This window comes from Pseudoalteromonas prydzensis (assembly GCF_011050055.1).
In the GTDB taxonomy this organism is placed as follows: Bacteria; Pseudomonadota; Gammaproteobacteria; order Enterobacterales; family Alteromonadaceae; genus Pseudoalteromonas; species Pseudoalteromonas prydzensis_A.
Genome location: NZ_DRGM01000167.1, coordinates 77,302 through 97,407, shown reverse-complemented (window position 1 = coordinate 97,407; position 20,106 = coordinate 77,302). Strand labels below are relative to the sequence as shown.

The window sequence follows — 20,106 nt, the reverse complement described above, 5'->3', positions numbered from 1 at the left end:
GTAAGAAAAAGATGCATGTATTAATGGTTGCGGCCGAAAATGACGCTTTACCAAATGCCAAGGTCGGGGGCGTTGCTGATGTACTAAGGGACTGTCCAAAAGCTCTGGTAGAGCAAGGCTTAACAGTCGATGTGGTGATCCCTGATTATGGTTTTAGTGCCTTAGAGCGGATACAATTGGGCACCCTCAATGTACCATTTGCAGGCAGTATCCATGTAGTTCAAGTGTGGCAAGTGTTTGTAGGACAACAGCAAGTTAGGCAAATAGTGTTATCGCATTCATTGTTTAGCCAACACAATGGCGCCGTGTACTGCAATGATGATGGTGATCGGCCGTTTGCTACCGATGCGACTAAGTTTGCGTTATTTAATGCAAGCGTGTGTGAAGCACTGTTACAAGGTGTGATCATGCGCCCTGATGTATTGCATTTACATGATTGGCACAGTGCGTGTGTGGCGGTGTTATTAAAATTTGACCACCGTTTTGCCTCTTTTTCTTCTTTACGCACCGTTTATACGGTGCACAATATTGCGCTACAAGGGATACGACCATTTAAGGGCGATGATTCAAGCCTAGAGGCGTGGTTTCCTTCGTTAAGCTATAACGGTGAGTTGCTGTGCGATCCGCGTTACCCGCACTGCTTTAACCCGATGCGCAGTGCAATTAATTTAGTCGATAAAATCCACTTAGTATCATCAAGTTACGCGAAAGAAGTATTGCAAGCCAGTGAACCGCATAATGGTTATTTTGGTGGTGAGGGTCTAGAGCAAGATTTACAGCATGCCAATGCCAATAATAAAATTGTTGGTATATTAAATGGCTGTGAATACCCAACACACGAAGAGCAGTTAAATAGCACGCTGTCAGAGCTTTATTTACAAATAGAAACGGCACTGTTTAGCTGGATGGCTAAACAAGCTAATTTACAAAGCAGTTATTATATTGCTCATCAGCGGTTACTACAATTTATTAAGCAACCCGTTACAGGGCCTTTAGTGACAAGTGTAGGACGGCTTACCGATCAAAAAGCTTTATTACTGCGTCAACCCTACCAAAATCATCAAGTACTTGATGAACTTTGCCAAAAGCTAAAGCATCAGCAAGGCCGAATGATTATTTTAGGCTCTGGTGATCTAACACTTGAAAACACCATGACTGCTGCGATGGCACGTAATAATAATTTATTATTTTTAAAAGGTTATGGTAACAATGTTGGTGATTTACTGTATGCATTAGGGGACTTGTTCTTGATGCCGAGTTCTTTTGAGCCGTGTGGCATCAGCCAAATGCTGGCTATGCGGGCAGGGCAACCGTGTTTAGTACACCAAGTTGGCGGCTTGAACGACACCATCACCGATCTGGAAAATGGCTTTAGTTTCAGTGGTGACACTTTACAAATGCAAAGTGAAGCACTGGTAAGTTGTTTTGAAAATGCACTAACAGTGAGACGAGAACAGCCCAAACAATGGGATAAAATTGTCAGCAATGCAAAGGCGGCTCGTTTTACATGGTCGCAAGTGGCCAAGGATTATTTAGGTAAACTTTATAATTAATACTGCTATTTATCATCATACTAGCTATAATGCATTGCAATAACATTGTATATTAGTTACTTAGTATTGGTTTTGTTCTAGGCAATGATCAATAACTGAGTTTAAGGGTGAATTAGTGCAAGTATTTGTTGCGCGCCAGGCAATTTTTAATCGTCGCCAGCATGTTGTTGCCTACGAGTTATTGTTTCGTAACAGCACGGCGAATTACTTTCCTGATATTGAAGAAAGTGTCGCGACTGCCAAGCTGATTATGGAAAATCAGCTCAATTTTGGTACCCGTCATATAACATCCGGCAAAAAAGCATTGATTAATATTGGCCCCGATTCGTTGAAAATGGACTTGTGTGCATTTTTGCCGTCGCAAGATGTGGTGTTAGAACTGTTAGAAACAATCGAACCAACTGAGGAAAACTACCAGTTATGTCGTGCGCTGTTTCATAAAAACTTTGTCTTAGCACTTGATGATTTTGTGTATCAACCAAAATGGGAAAGGTTTTTAAAACTGGTTAAATTAATTAAGTTTGATATTCAAATAACCCCATTACAGCAAATAGCGCCACTGATAAAAAGACTAAGAAAACACAATAAATTAAAATTGTTAGCTGAAAAAGTCGAAACTATTGATGATTTTAAAACGGCGCACAGTATGGGCTTTGATTATTTTCAGGGCTATTTTTTTGCAAAACCGCTAGTCATCCAACAAAAAGACATTGATATAAACTATGCATTAGCCTTGACCATCTATGCACAAGTTATGAAAGATCACCCTGATATCAATGCAATTGCACGATTGTTTCAATTAGATACGGCGCTCGCATTTAAGTTATTGAGATTGATCAACAGTGGGGTATTTCCTGTTCAGAAAGAAATCGAGTCACTGAAACAGGCATTGGTGTACTTAGGTCATGATCATATTAAAAAGTTTGTTAGTCTGATTATTACTGCACATGTTGCGCAAAGCAAACCTAGTGAATTAATAAAAATGTGTATTATCCGTGCTCGGTTTTGTGAATTAATTGCAAAAAGAGTCGCGCCTACACAAGCCAACAGTGCTTTCTTAACGGGCTTATTTTCACTGTTAGATGCGATTTTAGATAGAACAATGGAGCAGCTGCTAACCCGTTTACCGTTCCCAGAGCCAATCAAAGCCGCCTTAATGCAAGAAAAAAACACCTTATACTATATTCTTGAAACAGTAAAAGCGTATGAATCTGGCAGTTGGTGGGCAATGGAACAAGCAGTTGTATTCATTAATATAAACAGTGATTTATTACCCAAACTTTATCGAGATGCGTTAGACTGGTCAAACACTCACCAGTACAATTAATATAGTTGAGCTATTAATGCGCAATCACAATATGGATATTATTCGCGGCGTTGCTGTGCTTGGTTTAATGTACATGAACGTCTATTTCTTTGGCTTGTTTGAATTTGGTTATGTACCATTAACTAATCCACCACTCTCTGATCATATTATTCAATGCTTCAGCCTTATTTTTATTGATGGCCGCTTTCGAAGCTTATTTTGTTTACTGTTTGGTGCCGGTTTATATATTCAATGGCAGCGCTGGCAAAGTCACGAAAAGCTCATTAAACGTTTAAAAATACTGGCTGTTCTTGGCCTGTTGCATGGTTTTTTACTGTGGGCTGGAGATATTCTACTGATCTATGCTTGCGCAGGGTGGTTAGCGGCTAAATATTTAACCGCCGATGCGACACTGATATTAAAACGTGGCGTGCAATTTCTACTGCTAGGCGCAACAATAACTTTCCTTATTTCGTTACTTGAACCTAGTTATGTAATAAGCCGTGATGCAGATACTTTTATTGATAGCTATCAGGCATTACATGCAACTTTCTCGGCGTTGTTTATTAACAATGTGCTTATGTTTGTGCTGATGTTAATTGCCTTGCCACTCGTAACCTTATGGATGGCGGCGGGCTTAATGCTAATTGGCATTTATCTGTATAAGCAAGGACTGTTTGTGAGTGGTTTTACAACACAATCGTGTGTTTTTATTACTGCTGCTGCGCTGTTATTAAGTCTGTTTCGGCTGCTGTTACAGTGGCAGTACAGCCCGTTAAGTTATGCCCTACAAGAGCCGGTTAATTGGCTCGCAGCGCTATTTACAGCCTTGCTCTATATTCAGCTAATAGTTAAATTGTGTGCAAATAAAGCCGCCTCTGTGCCAGTACTACAAGCAGCAGGGCGATTGGCGTTGAGTCTCTATATTAGTCAGTCCGTGATGCTGTTCGTATTGTTTAAAATTATTTTTCCTGAGTGGGTACTTAGCTTCAATCTACTGGATTATTGGTTACTTGTAACTGGGTTGGTTTTACTGCAAATACTCGTTTGTGCAATTTATCCGCGTTACTACAACGATGGGCCACTTGAAGCCTTGTGGCGAAGATTGTCGTGATGCACGCAATTTCACGTCAATGGTTAAAAATTAAGGAAAAGGGGGCGCAATATTTTTATGGCTAGTTTAAACTAGCGGCTTTAAATTAAAGCTGAAGTGACCTATGACAGAGTTAAAACGATTAAATAAATTTATTAGTGACACCGGTTTTTGTTCACGGCGCGAAGCGGATAAATATATTGAAGATGGTCGTGTAACTGTCAACGGCCAACGCCCTGAAATGGGTGTGAAGGTTGCAAGCAGTGATGTAGTTTTGATCGATGGTAACGCACTTAAAAAAGTCCCTAAGCGTGCATACATTGCCTACAATAAACCTGTTGGCATAACCTGTACTACAGAACGTAAAATTCAAAGTAATATTGTTAAAGCGGTTAACTACCCAGATCGTATTTTTCCAATTGGCCGCTTAGATCGTCCCTCAGAAGGGTTAATATTTCTAACCAACGAAGGCGATATCGTTAATAAAATTCTTCGTGCTGGTAATAACCACGAAAAAGAATATGTAGTGACGGTAGATAAACCCCTAAATCGACAGTTTGTAAATAAAATGGCAAACGGCATTCCAATTCTAGATACCGTGACCAAAAAATGTAAGGTGACGCAAACCGGTGCCCAGCAATTCACTATTATTCTTACCCAAGGTTTGAACCGGCAAATTCGTAGAATGTGTGAATACCTTGGTTACGAAGTGGTGACGCTAAAACGTACCCGTATTATGAATGTTACGCTTAAAGGTTTAAAAGTAGGCCAGTGGCGTCATTTAACCGAGCAAGAAATGGCTGAAATTAATAACTCGATTGCCGATTCAGGCAAAACCGAAGAGTTGTCGGTGGATGAAAACAAACAAGCAGCTAAAACCAGCAAACCTTTACAAGAGCGCTCTATACGTAAAGAAGATGACAAAAAGCGTGATTTTGCAAAGCATGTCAAACAAGGCCGTTTTGAGTCTAAACATGGCCAACCGAGTAGCAAGCCGACCAGAAGAAACTCCACTACCCGAACAGGGACATTAAGCCTGAAAAAGTAACGGTATTGCAGCGAACATATTTTTTATCATTTATCGTAACTGTAATAACCAGTTTTTAAGGCTATAGAGCCAGCTTTTATTCGGCGCCTCGGCGTTTTTTAATAAGCTTTTAATTTTATTATTCCGTGCTTTGCTGACGTGTTCACGATGGCAATGTTCGCTTGCCAGTAACCAGTCTTGCTGTTTTATTGCGGTGTGAAAGTCAGGGTATGTGTCGGCAAGCGATTGCTGTTTTAGCTCGTATGTCATATCTAATAAGCTAAGTTGTACTGCTAAGGGTAACTGCTTAAACGCGGGTTTTTTATAGCTATCTTGCAGCTCAGTAATGAGTACACTAACACGGTTTGACAGTAACTTAAGCGATTCGCTATGAGGTAAATAGAGCTCACCAAAGGGTTCATAAAAGTTCACTGCATAGCCTTTAGGTAAACGACTGCTACGGATAAACTCAGCTGTTTTTTCATCCCTGCCAGCAAGTTGTTTGGTATGTTTATTGCGTAAGTTTAATTTTGCAAATTCGGTTTTATTGGCGATATGAAAAGCAATGCCAATTAATCCATCCCCGTGCTTGTTGAAGTACAAGTAGGGTATGTCGGCAATGTAGCGAGTAAAATGTTTTTCAACTCGTGCGATGTTTAAGCTCTGTTGCATTTTTAAGTTAGGCTTACTTTTTATATTTCGTTACTACAGTAATAGCGGTTTTTTATATAAGCGCAATATTTGTTGCTAATTGGGGGTCTATCAACCTATTTTCGATAACAAAATAACCAGCGTGAGTTGACCTCAAGTAACGGCTGTTACTTGAGGTGTTTGTTACTCTAGGCCTTTTTCGGCACCTTAATTTTAAACAGTACGGTATAAAGCACTGGCACAACAATCAGCGTTAGTATAGTGGCAAAACCTAAACCAAACATAATGGTCACCGCCATTGATTGAAAGAACACATCAAATAACAGTGGGATCATCCCTAAAATAGTGGTGATTGCCGCCATGGCAACAGGGCGTACCCGACTTACACCTGAATCAAATACCGCTTGGTACGGGTCTTTACCTTCACTGAGTTCGAGGTTTATTTGGTCCACTAAGACAATACCATTCTTAATAAGCATGCCACTTAAACTCAGCAAGCCGAGCAGTGCCATAAAGCTAAATGCTGCATTCATTAACAGTAGACCAGCACTTACACCAATAATGGCAAGTGGTACGGTGGCCCAAATCACTAATGGCTTTTTAACAGAGTTAAATAACAGCACAGTAATAGCAAACATGGCCAAATAGCCTAGCGGTAAAGAACCAAAAATAGCTTTTTGCGCTTTAGTTGATGATTCAAATTCGCCACCCCATTGTAGCTCGTAACCATGAGGAAGTTTGATCGCTTCAACGCCTGCTCTGACTCGGGCAAATAGTTTTGCCGGTGTTTCATCACCGATCACATCGTGGTCAGCCATAACAGTAATTGTACGTTTACGGTCGCGGCGCATAATTAAGCTGTCTTCCCACTCCACCACAAAATCATCAACCACTTGTGTGACTGGCACAAATACACCTAATACTGGGCTGTATATCTGTAAGTCGCGCAGACTTTCAACGTTTAAGCGTTCTTCAGCAGGGGAGCGGGCAATGATCGGTAATTGTTGAGTGCCATCTTTATAAACACCCACTTTTTTCCCCGATAAACTGGTTAGCAACAGTTGATCTAAGTCTGTCTTAGCGATGCCTAAGCGTCTCGCTTTTTGCTCATTCAATTGTGGGCGGATCAGCTTTGAGCGTTCGCGCCAATCATCACGAATATTATACGCTCCAGCATCTTGGCTAAAGACTTGTTTGGCTTGTTTTGCTAATTGGCGAAGCACCACTGGATCCGCCCCCGAAAAACGGGCTTCTATTTTTGCATCGGTAGAGGGGCCAATTTCCATACGCTTTATTTTAAGCTTGGCATCAAACACGTGGCTATGTTCATAGTCTCGTACTTTGGCAATCATGGTCGCAACGGCTTCACGGTCTTTTACCCTTATAATTAATTGGCCGTACGCTGGGTATGATTTTTCTGGCGCATAGGTCAACATAAAGCGTGGCGCGCCTTGCCCTATTGTTGAGGTAACTTCTTCTACTAATTCATCTTTTTGCAAAAAGGCTTCGAGTTTGGCAACGCCATCTAAAGTGGCATGAATATCAGCGCCTTGCGTGTGCCAATAATCGACATAAAACATGGGCGTGTTAGAGGCTGGAAAAAACGCTTGTTTAATAAACTTAAAACCAAACACTGAGCTGACAAGTAGCACTACCATCAGCAATAGCGTGGTTTTGCGAAAGTGCATTGCGGTGCTTAACAAGCTTTTATAACAGTTAAATATCACGCCTTGATATGGATCTTCATCGTGACTTTGCTGTTTGAGCTCTGCTTCTTTAAACATTAAATCAGCAAAAAATGGGGTTAGGGTAATTGCTGTGATCCAGCTCAGTAATAACGAGATAAATAACACCCAAAATAAACTCCCCGCAAACTCCCCGCTGGCATCAGAGCTCAAACCAATTGGCGCAAATGCGGTGATAGCTATTACGGTTGCGCCAAGCAAAGGCCACTTTGTTTGCTGAACAATATTTGTTGCGGCTTGGACTTTTGTTTGCCCACGTTTTAAGTTTATTAATATGCCTTCAGTGACTACGATGGCGTTATCAACCAGCATACCTAAGGCGATGATCAGTGCACCTAACGAGATCCGCTGCAAATCTATGGCAAATAACTTCATGAATATGAAGGTACCGAGCACCGTAAGTAATAAAATTGCGCCGATCAGTACACCGCTTTTAAAGCCCATAAATACGAGCAGCACAATGATCACAATCGCTACGGCTTCAAGCAGGCTAACAATAAACCCATTGACTGATTTTTCGACTTCAATAGGCTGATTATAAACAGTGTTTATTTCCATACCATGGGGGCGCTGGTATTCAAGTGATGCTAAATGCGCGTGTATGTTGTCGCCAACATCAACAACATTAACGCCAGTGCTAAAAGATACCCCCACCATTAATGCTTGCTGTTGATTAAAGCGCATCACATTATTTGGCACTTCTGCGTATTCACGGTATACCGTTGCCACATCACCTAAATAAATCAGCTCACTGGCAGCGGGTTTTGAGATCAATAGGTTTTCCAGCTCTTTTACGTCTTTAAACTCCCCGGTTGGGTGCAGCCTGATTGATTCATCGCCTACACGCACTTTACCCGCATTCGACACCGTGTTTTGTGATTGTAATAATTGATAAATTCTATCTGGGGCAATGCCCAGCTGGGCAAGTTTACGGGTTGATATTTCCACCATTACTTGAGCTTGTTGCTCGCCACTGACCATCACTTTACTGACACCGTCGACAAGCACGAGCTCACGTTTTAAGTAATCCACGTAATCTTTTAATTCATCATATGAGTACCCATCGCCAGTGACGGCATACATAACCCCATACACATCAGCAAAGTCATCCATGATGGTACTTGGGTAAACGCCGCTGGGCAGTGCCGCAGCGTTATCGTTAATTTTGCGACGTAATTCATCCCAAATTTGCCGCAAGTCTTGTTTGCGATAAGTGCTTTTCATTTCAACGGTGATCTGGGATTTACCAGGGGATGAAATACTGGTTACGTAATCTACATAGGGTAATTGTTGAATTGCATTTTCTATCGGGAAGGTAACTTCTTCTTCCACTTGCTGAGGTGATGCACCAGGGTACAAGGTGATCACCATGGCTTTTTTTAGTGTGAACTCAGGATCTTCAAGTTGTCCAAGGCCAAAATAAGACACTGCGCCACCTACTAACAACAGCAGTGCAAACATCCAGCTAACCACTTTTTGTTTTATGGCAATTTCTGCAAAACTCATTGTTATAAGCCTCGCTCTTTTTGCCACGGACGAACTTGCATCCCTTCTGCTAAATAGTGCACGCCAGCGGCAACCACTGTTTGCCCTTGTTGAATACCGGAGAGTACTTCAATACCACTACGGTGCAATTGACCTACTGTAACGGCTTGTTTATGCACTTTGCCAGTTTGTGGATCATATACCCAAACATAGCTGTTATTTGCAGACTCAGTTAGTTCAGAAAACACCGCTTCCACAGGCAGCAAAATATACCGCGATTGGGAATGGGTTATTTTGCTCAAATCAATATCGACACGCCCCGTCATACCCGCGAGTAAATTAAAATCCTCAGGTACTGGTAATGAAAAAACGACCTTGTAAGTGAGCGTGGCAGGATCTGCTTGAGTATCGAATTCTTTGATTGTTAATGTGTACGATTTGTTTGGAAAACCGTCAAACACAACGCTTGGCTGATAGTTTGCATCTTTGTCTATACGAGCAATGAGCTTTTCTGGTACTTGGATAATAACATCCATTAAATCACGTGTTTCAAGGCGCAGTATATTTTGCTTGGCTTGAATATTTTCATAGTTTTTAACAAATACTTTCGCCACTGTGCCACTAAAAGGCGCGCGTAATTCACTGTTATCTAAGTTAGTTTTAGCTATTTTTAAGGCTGATTCTGCCACCTGTTTATTAGCGAGTGCTTGATCAAGCTCTGATTGGCTAGTGATAGCTTTATCGAATAGGGTTGCAACGCGTTCAAGTTGTGATTGTGCTAATTCAAAACGTGCTTTGCGCTCTTCATATTGTAGTTGAAAATCTTCCGGGTCGAGCTTAGCAAGCAATTGATCTTTTTCAACATGCTGACCTGACAGGGCAGGGAACTTTAATAACTCACCATTGACCCTAAAGGCCAAATAAGAGCCTTGATTTGCTACCACTTCCGCAGGGAAGCTACGAATTGTCTCGTCTGAATTGGTATCTATGGCAAATAATTTTACTGGGCGGATCGGTTCTGCTACCTCTGCGTCAGTATTTGCTTCCTTGCAGGCGACTAAACTCAGCATTAATGTTGTTATGATTAAAACTGGCGACAGTTTCATGGTCTTCTCCGTGGTTATGAACACATAAATTGAGTGCAGCATACGCCGCAAACATATAAAATAAAAATTATTAAATCTTAAAAAGATCATAAATAAAAGTTATGAAGATGCGCGAGAGTACGATATGAACCTTGTCCAATTAAAAATGCTTGATGCTATTGTGCGTACCCAAAGCCTTTCAAAAGCGGCAAGCGAATTACATAAATCGCAACCTGCGCTGACGTTAGCAATCAAAAAACTTGAAACAGAAATTGGTTTCGCATTGCTCGATCGCAATCAATATCGGTTAGCCCTTACTGAAAAAGGTCGGCTATTTCATCGTGAAGCACAACTGTTGCTCAACGCGCAATCTCATTTAACGCAGTTAGCCAATGAATTAGCACTTGGTAATGAAGCTAACTTTAAAATTTGTTACGAACAACTGTGCCATGCGCCAAAGTATAACGATATTATTTGTGATGCTTTTACCCAGTATCAAAGTACAGAGTTTAGCGTAAGCAGTGGAAAGCGCTTTGCTGCGCTTGAGCAAGTCAATAAAGCACAAGCCGATTTAGGGATAGGTCCGTGGTTTGATTTATTTCATGCCACAGGTGACTTAGAGAGCATGCCAATTGGTAAGCTCGATATTGGTCTGGTATGTGCGAACAACTTAATGCCAAAACAACTTAATTATCAGCAGCTGCAGCATTACTCATGTTTAGCTATGTTTGAAAGCGAGATGAGTTTTGACTCAGAGCGGCTATCGTATGCAAAAGGCTCCGCAATAATGAAAATAGACGATATAGCCACGTTAAAATCATTTTTAGTTTCAGGCGCCGGTTGGGCGATGATAAGCTTAGCTCATTGCCAAACTGAGATTGACTCAGGGCTATTACAACGTGTTGAAATACTTGATAGAGAGCATACATTTAGTGCTCAAATTAGAGTGTTTAGACAGTATTCTGTACATCACGGGCCAGTTGCACGCGCGATCTGGCAGGGTTTTAAGCAAGCAAGTGAACAATTTTTAAATGAATGACAACGAAGTAAGCAAAGAAGATAAAATTTATACTGTGATGGCGAATATTCCCTTTGGCTGCGTTGCCAGTTATGGTCAAGTTGCTGCGATGGCAGGTCTTGCAAGTAATGCGCGTTTGGTGGGGCGATTGCTAAAATTGATGCCTAAAGATTCAGTTATTCCTTGGCATAGAGTGATCAATAGCCAAGGTAAAATATCGTTTCCTGAAGGTTCCCCTCAATACCTTAAACAATATCAATTACTGCAAAGCGAGGGGGTCATTTTTAAAAATGGCCGAGTTAATATGCGCATTTATGGTTGGCAGTAACTTAATAAATATAATTACTAATCGCAACATAATGACAAATACAGCCAGCGATAACAAAAACATGCCAGATAGCATGGCTAAACTGGCGTTGTTTAGCACTGTAAAACAGTGTTCCTAGGCTATATAAAATACCGCCTGCGAGTAACCACCACAGTGCACTTACCGGTACATTTAAATACAGTGGGTAAATAATCGCCACCGCAAACCAGCCCATTAATAAATACGTCGCTAGCGACACTTTTTTGTTTTGATTTTTTACACATAGTTTGTAGCACACACCACCGAGCGCAAGAGACCATATAAATATTAAGGGTAAAATTGACCATAGCCCAGTCAGTGACAGTACTAAAAATGGGGTGTAAGTACCTGCAATTAATATATAAATAGCACAGTGGTCACATTTTTTATAAATAGCCCGTGCGCGCAGATTAATACTGCTGTGATAAAGCGTGGACGATAAAAACAGTAAAAATAAGCTGGCACCATATATTACAGCACTGATCATATGCGCAGAGCTCTGCGATTTTGTAAGCAGCTCCCACAACACATAGATTGAAAAAATGACTCCAGCCCCGTGTGAAAGCGCATTTAGTTGCTCTTCTTTTGCAGAATAAGCAGGTACAACACTCATAGTGTACTCATAGATAGTAAGAATTGATTTCAGTGTACAAGTGTACGCTGAAATTATCAACACCAAAAACAGCCTAAATATTAGCGAATTTGACTAAATTTATTGGTCAAAAAATTTAAACCTGAACCTGAACTTAAAGTTAAATTAACAATACCCTTATAATTCAATGCATTAAAATTTATTTTTCACTTGGCACAACCTTTGATTAAGTAATATCGACTAACTTACTAACACAATAAGGAATACCATTATGAAAAGCATTATCAAACTATCTGTTGCAGCACTTTTGGTTGTTGGTTCTACACAAGCAAGTGCAAATGACGGTCAATTAGACATTACTCAAACACTTGCAAATAACATTGCAGATTACATTGAAAGTACGAGTAATGAATTACAAAGTAAATTAAAAGAATCAGTGTTTAGCGATTCGCAAAAAATGTTAAACGAGTTACTTTCTCTGCAAAGCGAGCAACGAGTTGAAGCGAGTGTCGTTGTAAACACACCACAGCTGGTTGCAACTAGCAATGCTGCGAATGTTGAGGGATAAGACAATGAGCAGCGAACTTGGATTATTAGCTTTAATGTTAGCGCCAGTAGTGAGCCTGTTAAGTGCCTATGCGTCAGTTGAATTACTGCGTAATGTGGGGCAGTGGTTAAACTTAGGGTAATTGGGGCATAGATAAGTAATAATCAGTCACGTTGATCTTATTCGCTGCGGTGCACGTAACGTAATGCATAGTTAAACTGATGTAGTAAGCCTTATGAAACGTGCAATCTTTCCATTACCGGTGTTTATTCTCCCTAGCGGGTATACGCGGTTACGTATTTTTGAATCTCGTTATCTTGAGATGGTCAAAGAATCATTAAAAACCGAGCAAGGATTTGTACTGTGTCAATACGATGTTGATAGTTATCTCAATGTTCCTCAGTACGGCTGTTTAGTTGATATTATTGACTTTTCACAAGATGAGCATGGGCAACTATTGATTGATGTAGTCGCTAAATCGGTGGTTGAAATTAGCGATGTCAGCCAAAATAAACAACAACTACGCTATGGTCAGTTAACGGCAACGCAAAGCACTTTTTGGTTTCAACAGCCTCGCCAATTAGCAGATCAAGATAGATGCTTACAAACGGCTTTACAGCAGTTGTTTGCGGGTAATCCGCAATTAAACGATTTATACCGTAAAACTCAGTTTGATGAGCTTAATTGGGTTGTTGCTCGGTGGCTTGAGCTCTTGCCTATCTCAATTGATAAAAAACAACAACTTGCCTTTAAATCTGACTTTGCGAATATTCACTCTTTCCTCCATACTGTGATCAATAACGAATTTTCCTAATTAATATGATCCCTCGGTAATGTTGCAGCGTATTGCACCTGTAAGAAAACTAAGAGGAATATTAAGATGGTAAGTCAACAACCAGCAACACGTTGTGAACCTAACACAGGTAACTATACTGCCATGCCAGAAACGCCGAGCAAAGAGCTCGCTGATGCTTTATCGGCCGTCGCCGTTAAGCGTGATAAACAAGCGTTTGCTTATTTATTTGCTTATTTTTCGCCAAAAATTAAACGTTTTGGTATTAAACAATTTAATTCTGATGCGCAAGCGATGGAGCTTGTGCAAGAAACGCTGACCTCGGTATGGCGTAAAGCGCATCTGTACAATAACGATAAAGGTGCCGCAACCACGTGGGTTTATACCGTAATGAGAAATGCCTCATTTGATATGCTTAGAAAAATGAAAAGTAATAAAGAAGAGCAGATCAGTGAAGATATTTGGCCGTTGCTTGAACAACACGCCAACTCAGACTACGAGTTTAGCGATCACCTTGAAACCCAACAAATAAAAAATTACTTGGATAAACTACCTCAAGCACAACGGGATGTAGTTAAAGGGGTGTACTTTCAAGATATGTCGCAGGAGCAACTAGCAGAGCAGTTAAATATTCCTGTTGGCACTGTTAAATCACGTTTACGTTTAGCGTTACAAAAATTACGCAATGAAATGGGAGACCGCCATGATTAAACATCACCCAAGCGATGCGTTATTAGCGCAGTATTGTAATGCGTCACTGCCAGCAAGCCTGAGTGTTGCCGTGGCCATTCATGTCGAAATGTGTGAATGTTGCCAAGCCGAGGTTAAGCGCCTAGAGGCACAAAATGCAGACGCAATCTTTGCTCAACCTGACTTGTTTGATGATGAAGAGCTGAGTGTTGATGCGATGTCATTATTGGCAGCAATCACAGCCAATGATGAGGTAGATGAAGTTTATCAAGTGAAGCCGCAAACGATTGCGATCACTAAGCAGTATAGCTATCAGTTACCACGGGCGCTTGCACGCATTCCGCACAGTAAATTTATGCAAATGGGAAAATTATCACGTTCTCGCATCAGTCTTGAAGATGGCGCGCTGCGCTCGAGCTTATTGCATATTGATGCTGGTGGCGAGATCCCAGAGCACACCCACACCGGCTTTGAGTTGACCCTATTACTTGATGGTGAATTTAGTGATGAAGACGGCGATTATGTTGCTGGTGATTTTATGTGGTTAGATGGTCGTCATCAACATACCCCAACGACGAAAGAGGGTTGTTTATGTTACACAGTTGTCAGCAGTGCACTACACTTTAACAAAGGTTTAAGTAAGTTACTTAATCCAATTGGTCGTTTAATTTACTAGGAATATTTACTAGGAATATCATGGCGCAATCGAGTATTAAAATAGGTATCAGTGCCTGCCTCGCAGGTGAAAAAGTACGCTTTGACAGCGGCCATAAAAAATCTAACTTTTGTATGGATGAGTTGGCAAAACATGTTGAATATAAACGTTTTTGTCCTGAAGTGGCGGTAGGTCTACCGATCCCAAGACCGACAATTAGACAAGTTAAAGTAGGCACAACTATTAAAGTGTGCCGTCCTGACGGCAGTGGTGATGTTGGCCCACAATTGACAGAGTACGGTAAAAAAGTTGCCACAGAGCAGGCTGCACAATTAAGCGGTTTTGTTTTTTGTGCTAAAAGCCCTAGTTGCGGTATGGAACGGATCAAAATATACAATGAGGCTGGCACCGGTAATACCTCCGAAGGGGTGGGCTTTTTTGCTCAGCAAATAATGGCCCACAATCCATTATTACCGTGTGAAGAAAATGGCCGACTAAACGATATACATCTACGCGAAAACTTTGTAATGCGGGTGTTTACCTACAAAAATTGGCAATTACTGCGCGAGCAAGCTGTGACGGTTCATCGTTTAACACAATTTCACGCACAATATAAATACCTGTTAATGGCCCATAATTATCAGGCTTATCGAGAGTTAGGTAACTTACTTGGTACCTACGAAGGTGGTGATTTTGAAGCCCTTGCAGATAGTTATATAAGTGGCTTAATGGCGGCGTTAAAAAAGCCAGCATCACGTAAGAATAACAGTAATACTTTGATGCACTTACAGGGTTACTTTAAAAAACAGTTGTCTAAAATTGAAAAACAAGAACTACGCGATGCAATTGATGAGTACCGTGGTGGTTTAGTGCCCTTGTACGTACCACTGACACTGTTAAAACACCATTTAAAGGTGCACCCAAATGAGTATTTAGCAAAGCAAGTGTACTTTAACCCTTATCCCAACGAACTAAAATTACGCTACGGAATTTAATGAACACTGTATTTTGGTTTAGGCGCGATCTGCGCCTTTTTAATAACCACGCCCTTTATCAAGCAATCGAAAATGGCTGCAAAGAGGCTGTTTTTTTTATTACTGAGCAACAATGGCAGCGCCATGCTGTTGCGCCGATCCAGATTGATTTACTCAAACGTAGGCTAGCCTACTTAGGCCAATTATTGGCTGATAACGGTATTACATTACATATTATTGATGGTGGCGATTATAGCGGTTGTGTGCAGCAGCTAAAGCAGTTTTGCCAGCAACACTCTGTAGCAAGCATCTATGCGAATAAAGAGTATGAAATTAATGAAGTTGAGCGTGATCGCGCTTGTTTAAAACAGTGTGATGAACTTGCCGTTTCAGTGAACTTATTTGATGGCGATGTGATTGCCCCGCCAGGCACGGTTGTTAATCAAAGTGGTGAAATGTTTAAAGTATTTACGCCATTTAAAAATGCTTGGTTAAAGCAGTATCAAGACACGCATTTTTATTTTCAGAGCCCCGCAACTATGTTCAGCGCAGTTACTTGGCACGGTTCAGCGTTACTTAGCACAGATAATTCTTCCCATAAATGGCCTGTTGATGACGAGTCTCTCAGTCAAATTTGTGGTCGTTTTATCAGCGACAAGTTACTCAGTTATAAAGATCAGCGAGATATACCAAGTATTAAAGGCACATCTGGTTTAAGTCCGTATTTAGCTTTGGGGATTGTCAGCGTTCATCAATTAATCGCCTTGGTACAGCAACAGCATATCGATGTGTTAAGCAGCTCTAAAAGCAATTTATTTACTTGGGTGAACGAATTAGTGTGGCGTGAGTTTTATCGCCATTTAATCGTCGCTTATCCTAAACTCAACAAATATCAAAACTTTAATGAAAAGTATGACTCCGTACAGTGGCGCAGTGATGACGTTGAGTTTACTGCTTGGTGCCAAGGTAAAACAGGCTACCCGTTAGTTGATGCCGCGATGCGGCAATTGTTACAAACGGGTTGGATGCATAATCGATTGCGTATGGTGGTCGCCAGCTTTTTGAGCAAACATTTGCTAATTGATTGGCGCAAAGGAGAGCGCTTTTTTATGCAGCACCTAATTGATGGTGATTTAGCGTCAAACAATGGTGGCTGGCAGTGGGCGGCAAGTACTGGTTGTGATGCACAGCCTTATTTCAGAATATTTAACCCCATTACCCAAAGTGAACGTTTTGATCCAGAAGGTAAGTTCATTCGTAAGTATATACCAGAGCTTACGTCGGTACCGGACAAGCATATTCATTTTCCGCATGCTTATTTAGCACTACAGGGAAGTGATAAAAACCAGTACTGGCCTGCAATTGTAGATCACAAAGCGGCTCGCCAACGAGCACTTGACGCATTTAAGGTATGACATGGGTAACCACAAAACGGAAAAGTTTATTGAAGTTTATCAGTCACTCAATAAAGACAACTTATTCTTATTGGATGATATTTACCATCAAGATATTGTGTTTCAAGATCCGTTGCATCAGATCAGTGGCTTAACTGAATTAACTGACTATTTTTCAGGCCTTTATAGTAACCTGTCTTACTGCAAATTTATCATCAGCGATGCTATTAGCACTGATGATAAAGCATTTGTGTATTGGACAATGCAATACGCGCACCCTAAGCTCAATGGGGCACAGCAGATAAGTGTTGCAGGGCACAGCTACTTACGCTTTGCGGGTGAGAAAATTATTAACCATCGAGATTATTTCGACGTTGGCGCTTTGTTGTATCGCCATATTCCACTCCTTGGCTCTGTTATTAAATACATAGACAAAAGGGCAGTTCAATCATGATCACTTTGATAACCGGCGCGACCTCAGGGATCGGTGAGCAATTAGCAAAACAATACGCAAGTGCGGGTGATACTGTGATCGCGTGTGGTCGAAATATTGATAAACTCAATGCGCTTGCGCAGTTTGAGAATATCCAAGCATGTCAATTTGATACCACCGAAATACAGCAGATACGCCTTGCTACCGCTGCCTATCCAGATTTAGACCGAGTGATTTTAAATGCCGGTAATTGTGAATATATCGACGATGCCCGTAATTTCGACAGCGAATTATTTGCCCGTGTAGTGACCACTAATTTACTCAGTATCGGGTATTGCCTTGAAGCACTGTTACCTAAAATTAAAGCAGGTGGTCAGCTGGTGCTGGTCAGCTCTAGCGTCACTTATTTACCACTGCCGCGCTCTGAAGCTTATGGCGCGTCAAAGGCGGGAGTCAGTTACTTAGCTAAATGCTTAGCCATTGATTTAGAAGATATTGATGTTACGTTAGTGCACCCTGGCTTTGTGAAAACGCCACTCACAGAGAAAAACGACTTTCCTATGCCAATGGCCGTCAGTGCTGAAAAAGCGGCTGATTATATTATTAAAGGCGTGGCAAAAAGACGTAAAGAAGTGCATTTTCCGTATCGGTTTACCCTCATTTTGAAATGTTTACGCATACTGCCATTACCGTTATGGCTTAAGCTTGCAAAAGGATTAACGCGTTGAAAAAAATCGCCATTATAGGGTCGGGCATCGCCGGCTTAAGTTGTGCACAATTACTCCATAAAAAGTACGATGTCACAGTCTTTGAAAAAAATAATTACATTGGTGGCCACACCGCGACAGTCGATGTACAAGTAGACGGCAGTGAATACGCAATAGACACTGGGTTTATTGTTTTTAATGATCGTACTTATCCTAATTTTGAGAAATTACTGAAGCGTATTGGTGTGCAGCGCCAACCCACGCAAATGAGTTTCAGTGTTCATAATGAGCAAACGGGTTTTGAATACAATGGCCATACCTTTACGAGTTTATTTGCCCAAAAACGTAACATTTTTCGCCCTCGCTTTTGGAAATTACTCAGTGATATTGTGCGCTTTAATAAATTATGTAAATCATTACACGCAGCGGATCAATACCAGCAAGGGCAAACGTTAGCTGCATTGCTCGATCAACACGGTTTTAACGACTTCTTTCGTTATCACTATATTTTACCAATGGGCGCGGCCATTTGGTCGACCAGTATTAAAGAAATGAGTTATGTTGGAGTGGAATTTTTTGTTAAATTCTTTTTTAATCATGGCTTACTTGATATTACTAACCGCCCGCAGTGGTATGTGATCCCTGGTGGTTCGCGTGAATACATAGCCCCATTAATCGAAAGTTTTGCTGATAAAATAAAACTCAATAGTGATATCAGCACGGTAAAACGTGATGAGCAAATGATTGCTATCGAGTTTGCTGATGGGCACAGTGAAGCGTTTGATAAAGTGATTTTTGCCTGTCATTCAGATCAAGCGCTGGCCTTAATTGATAACCCCACAGCGGACGAGCAACGCGTACTCGGTGCCATACCATACACTGAAAACTCAGTGATCCTACACACAGATACGGGTTTATTACCAAAGCGTAAAGCGGCATGGGCCAGTTGGAATTACTTGCTAAATGACAACACTGACAAAGCCGCAGTGGTTACCTATCAAATGAATATTCTGCAAGGTATACAAAGTGATACTCAGTTTTGCGTGACTTTGAATCATCGTGAGGGTATTGATAGAGCAAAAATTTTACGTGAATTTACTTACCATCATCCGGTGTTTAACAAAGTATCTATTGCAGCTCAGCAGCAAAAGCCGTTGATTGATGGCGTTAATAATAGTTTTTTCTGCGGTGCATATTGGTACAACGGTTTTCATGAAGATGGTGTGAAAAGTGCGGTCGATGTAGCACGTCAACTTGGAGTTAAATTTGACTAGCGCGGTGTATATTGGCGATGTAAAGCACCGCCGATTTGCTGTTAAAGCACATCATTTTAAATACCCCATGTACATGATGTGGGTTGATTTAATGGCGCCGGATTGTTTAGACGGCGTTCATCCTTGGCTTGGCACTAAAGGATTGAAGGCACTAAAATTTTGTCAACAAGACTACCTTGAATACGCAGCACAACCGCAACAAACAATAAGCCAACGTGCGCTTGCTAGAATCGCTCAGCTTGGCGTCTCAGACTCATTTACTGGTGTTTATATGCTCGGGCAGTTACGTTGCTTTGGCGTGTATTTTAGCCCAGTAAATTTCTACTTTTATCAAACTGCAGCGGGCGACTTTACTTACATGGTTGCTGAGGTGAGTAATACCCCGTGGAATGAACGGCATTACTATTTAGTACCGCTTGAAAAAAAAGTGAACTTTAAAAAAGCTTTTTCCGTATCACCTTTTATGGATCTTGATATGAACTATCATTGGCATATCCGCTTTAATAAAGATAACACCATGATACATATTGAAAATAAAAAAGATGACCAATTGTTGTTTGACGCCACACTGAGGCTTGAACGACATACGTTAACTAAGGCAACGATCAGTCGCTTGTTAAAACAGTTTCCAGCAATGACGTGGAGTATTTTTAAAGGTATTTACGTTCATGCTTTTAAGTTGTTTTGTAAGCGCGTGCCTTTTATAGGTCATTCAGGTAACGGCAGTTGAGATACTGC

20 protein-coding genes are annotated in these 20,106 nt (G+C 41.0%); 16 read left to right on the top strand and 4 right to left on the bottom strand.

Annotation, left to right across the window (positions count from 1 at the left end; genetic code table 11):
• Window positions 1-11 precede the first annotated feature (11 nt).
• The 4 genes from ENH88_RS16195 to rluF all read left to right on the top strand — a co-directional run bounded on the left by ENH88_RS16195 (window position 12) and on the right by rluF (window position 5,000).
• Complete coding sequence (locus tag ENH88_RS16195) at window positions 12-1,553, top strand: glycogen synthase (protein WP_304183751.1); 1,542 nt, start codon at window positions 12-14, stop codon at window positions 1,551-1,553.
• A gap of 115 nt (window positions 1,554-1,668) precedes the next feature.
• The gene (locus ENH88_RS16190; RefSeq protein WP_304183750.1) at window positions 1,669-2,880 is read left to right on the top strand and encodes an EAL and HDOD domain-containing protein; all 1,212 of its coding nucleotides are present in this window, start codon (window positions 1,669-1,671) and stop codon (window positions 2,878-2,880) included.
• A gap of 16 nt (window positions 2,881-2,896) precedes the next feature.
• Window positions 2,897-3,973, top strand: a complete 1,077-nt coding sequence (locus tag ENH88_RS16185; RefSeq protein ID WP_304183749.1) for a DUF418 domain-containing protein — start codon at window positions 2,897-2,899, stop codon at window positions 3,971-3,973.
• Between the two features lie 103 nt (window positions 3,974-4,076).
• Window positions 4,077-5,000 (top strand): 23S rRNA pseudouridine(2604) synthase RluF, encoded by a 924-nt coding sequence (rluF, locus tag ENH88_RS16180; protein ID WP_304183748.1) that lies wholly within the window; start codon window positions 4,077-4,079, stop codon window positions 4,998-5,000.
• 30 nt (window positions 5,001-5,030) lie between these two features.
• Here the strand turns inward: rluF and ENH88_RS16175 are convergent, their stop codons facing one another.
• The 3 genes from ENH88_RS16175 to ENH88_RS16165 all read right to left on the bottom strand — a co-directional run bounded on the left by ENH88_RS16175 (window position 5,031) and on the right by ENH88_RS16165 (window position 9,966).
• The gene (locus tag ENH88_RS16175) at window positions 5,031-5,651 is read right to left on the bottom strand and encodes a hypothetical protein (protein WP_304183747.1); all 621 of its coding nucleotides are present in this window, start codon (window positions 5,649-5,651) and stop codon (window positions 5,031-5,033) included.
• Window positions 5,652-5,818: 167 nt separating this feature from the next.
• Window positions 5,819-8,881, bottom strand: a complete 3,063-nt coding sequence (locus tag ENH88_RS16170) for an efflux RND transporter permease subunit (protein ID WP_304183746.1) — start codon at window positions 8,879-8,881, stop codon at window positions 5,819-5,821.
• A gap of 2 nt (window positions 8,882-8,883) precedes the next feature.
• The gene (locus ENH88_RS16165) at window positions 8,884-9,966 is read right to left on the bottom strand and encodes an efflux RND transporter periplasmic adaptor subunit (RefSeq protein ID WP_304183744.1); all 1,083 of its coding nucleotides are present in this window, start codon (window positions 9,964-9,966) and stop codon (window positions 8,884-8,886) included.
• A 124-nt stretch (window positions 9,967-10,090) separates the two neighbouring features.
• Here ENH88_RS16165 and ENH88_RS16160 point away from each other — a divergent pair, with 124 nt between their 5' ends.
• Window positions 10,091-10,984 (top strand): LysR family transcriptional regulator, encoded by an 894-nt coding sequence (locus ENH88_RS16160; protein WP_304183742.1) that lies wholly within the window; start codon window positions 10,091-10,093, stop codon window positions 10,982-10,984.
• Window positions 10,977-11,291, top strand: coding sequence for an MGMT family protein (locus ENH88_RS16155; protein WP_304183740.1), 315 nt, complete (start codon window positions 10,977-10,979; stop codon window positions 11,289-11,291). Before ENH88_RS16160 ends, ENH88_RS16155 begins: the two co-directional genes overlap by 8 nt.
• A gap of 1 nt (window position 11,292) precedes the next feature.
• Here ENH88_RS16155 and trhA read toward each other — a convergent pair whose 3' ends face one another.
• Window positions 11,293-11,922, bottom strand: coding sequence for a PAQR family membrane homeostasis protein TrhA (trhA, locus tag ENH88_RS16150; protein ID WP_304183739.1), 630 nt, complete (start codon window positions 11,920-11,922; stop codon window positions 11,293-11,295).
• Window positions 11,923-12,172: 250 nt separating this feature from the next.
• On the opposite strand from trhA, the gene ENH88_RS16145 reads away from it, so the two are divergent.
• From ENH88_RS16145 to ENH88_RS16100, 10 genes are all read left to right on the top strand, one after another.
• Window positions 12,173-12,469: a hypothetical protein gene (locus ENH88_RS16145; protein ID WP_304183738.1), complete on the top strand. Its 297-nt coding sequence runs from the start codon at window positions 12,173-12,175 to the stop codon at window positions 12,467-12,469.
• A gap of 214 nt (window positions 12,470-12,683) precedes the next feature.
• Complete coding sequence (locus ENH88_RS16140) at window positions 12,684-13,262, top strand: LON peptidase substrate-binding domain-containing protein (protein ID WP_304183736.1); 579 nt, start codon at window positions 12,684-12,686, stop codon at window positions 13,260-13,262.
• Window positions 13,263-13,328: 66 nt separating this feature from the next.
• Window positions 13,329-13,952, top strand: a complete 624-nt coding sequence (locus ENH88_RS16135) for a sigma-70 family RNA polymerase sigma factor (RefSeq protein WP_304183735.1) — start codon at window positions 13,329-13,331, stop codon at window positions 13,950-13,952.
• Window positions 13,945-14,607, top strand: a complete 663-nt coding sequence (locus ENH88_RS16130; protein WP_304183732.1) for a ChrR family anti-sigma-E factor — start codon at window positions 13,945-13,947, stop codon at window positions 14,605-14,607. The genes ENH88_RS16135 and ENH88_RS16130 overlap by 8 nt, the downstream gene beginning before the upstream one ends.
• Before the next feature lie 20 nt (window positions 14,608-14,627).
• A complete protein-coding gene (locus tag ENH88_RS16125) occupies window positions 14,628-15,581 on the top strand; it encodes a YbgA family protein (protein WP_304183731.1) in 954 nt (317 codons plus the stop codon).
• Window positions 15,581-16,975 carry a deoxyribodipyrimidine photo-lyase gene (gene phrB, locus ENH88_RS16120; RefSeq protein ID WP_304183730.1) on the top strand — a complete coding sequence of 465 codons (1,395 nt, stop codon included), beginning with the start codon at window positions 15,581-15,583 and terminating at the stop codon, window positions 16,973-16,975. Before ENH88_RS16125 ends, phrB begins: the two co-directional genes overlap by 1 nt.
• A gap of 1 nt (window position 16,976) precedes the next feature.
• On the top strand, window positions 16,977-17,408 hold the full coding sequence (locus ENH88_RS16115; RefSeq protein ID WP_304183728.1) for a nuclear transport factor 2 family protein: 432 nt from the start codon (window positions 16,977-16,979) through the stop codon (window positions 17,406-17,408).
• Window positions 17,405-18,115 (top strand): SDR family NAD(P)-dependent oxidoreductase, encoded by a 711-nt coding sequence (locus tag ENH88_RS16110; RefSeq protein ID WP_304183725.1) that lies wholly within the window; start codon window positions 17,405-17,407, stop codon window positions 18,113-18,115. The genes ENH88_RS16115 and ENH88_RS16110 overlap by 4 nt, the downstream gene beginning before the upstream one ends.
• Entirely contained in the window at window positions 18,112-19,368 is a 1,257-nt protein-coding gene (locus ENH88_RS16105; RefSeq protein ID WP_304183723.1) for an NAD(P)/FAD-dependent oxidoreductase, read from the top strand. Before ENH88_RS16110 ends, ENH88_RS16105 begins: the two co-directional genes overlap by 4 nt.
• Window positions 19,361-20,098, top strand: a complete 738-nt coding sequence (locus ENH88_RS16100; RefSeq protein WP_304183721.1) for a DUF1365 domain-containing protein — start codon at window positions 19,361-19,363, stop codon at window positions 20,096-20,098. The genes ENH88_RS16105 and ENH88_RS16100 overlap by 8 nt, the downstream gene beginning before the upstream one ends.
• Window positions 20,099-20,106: the final 8 nt, after the last annotated feature.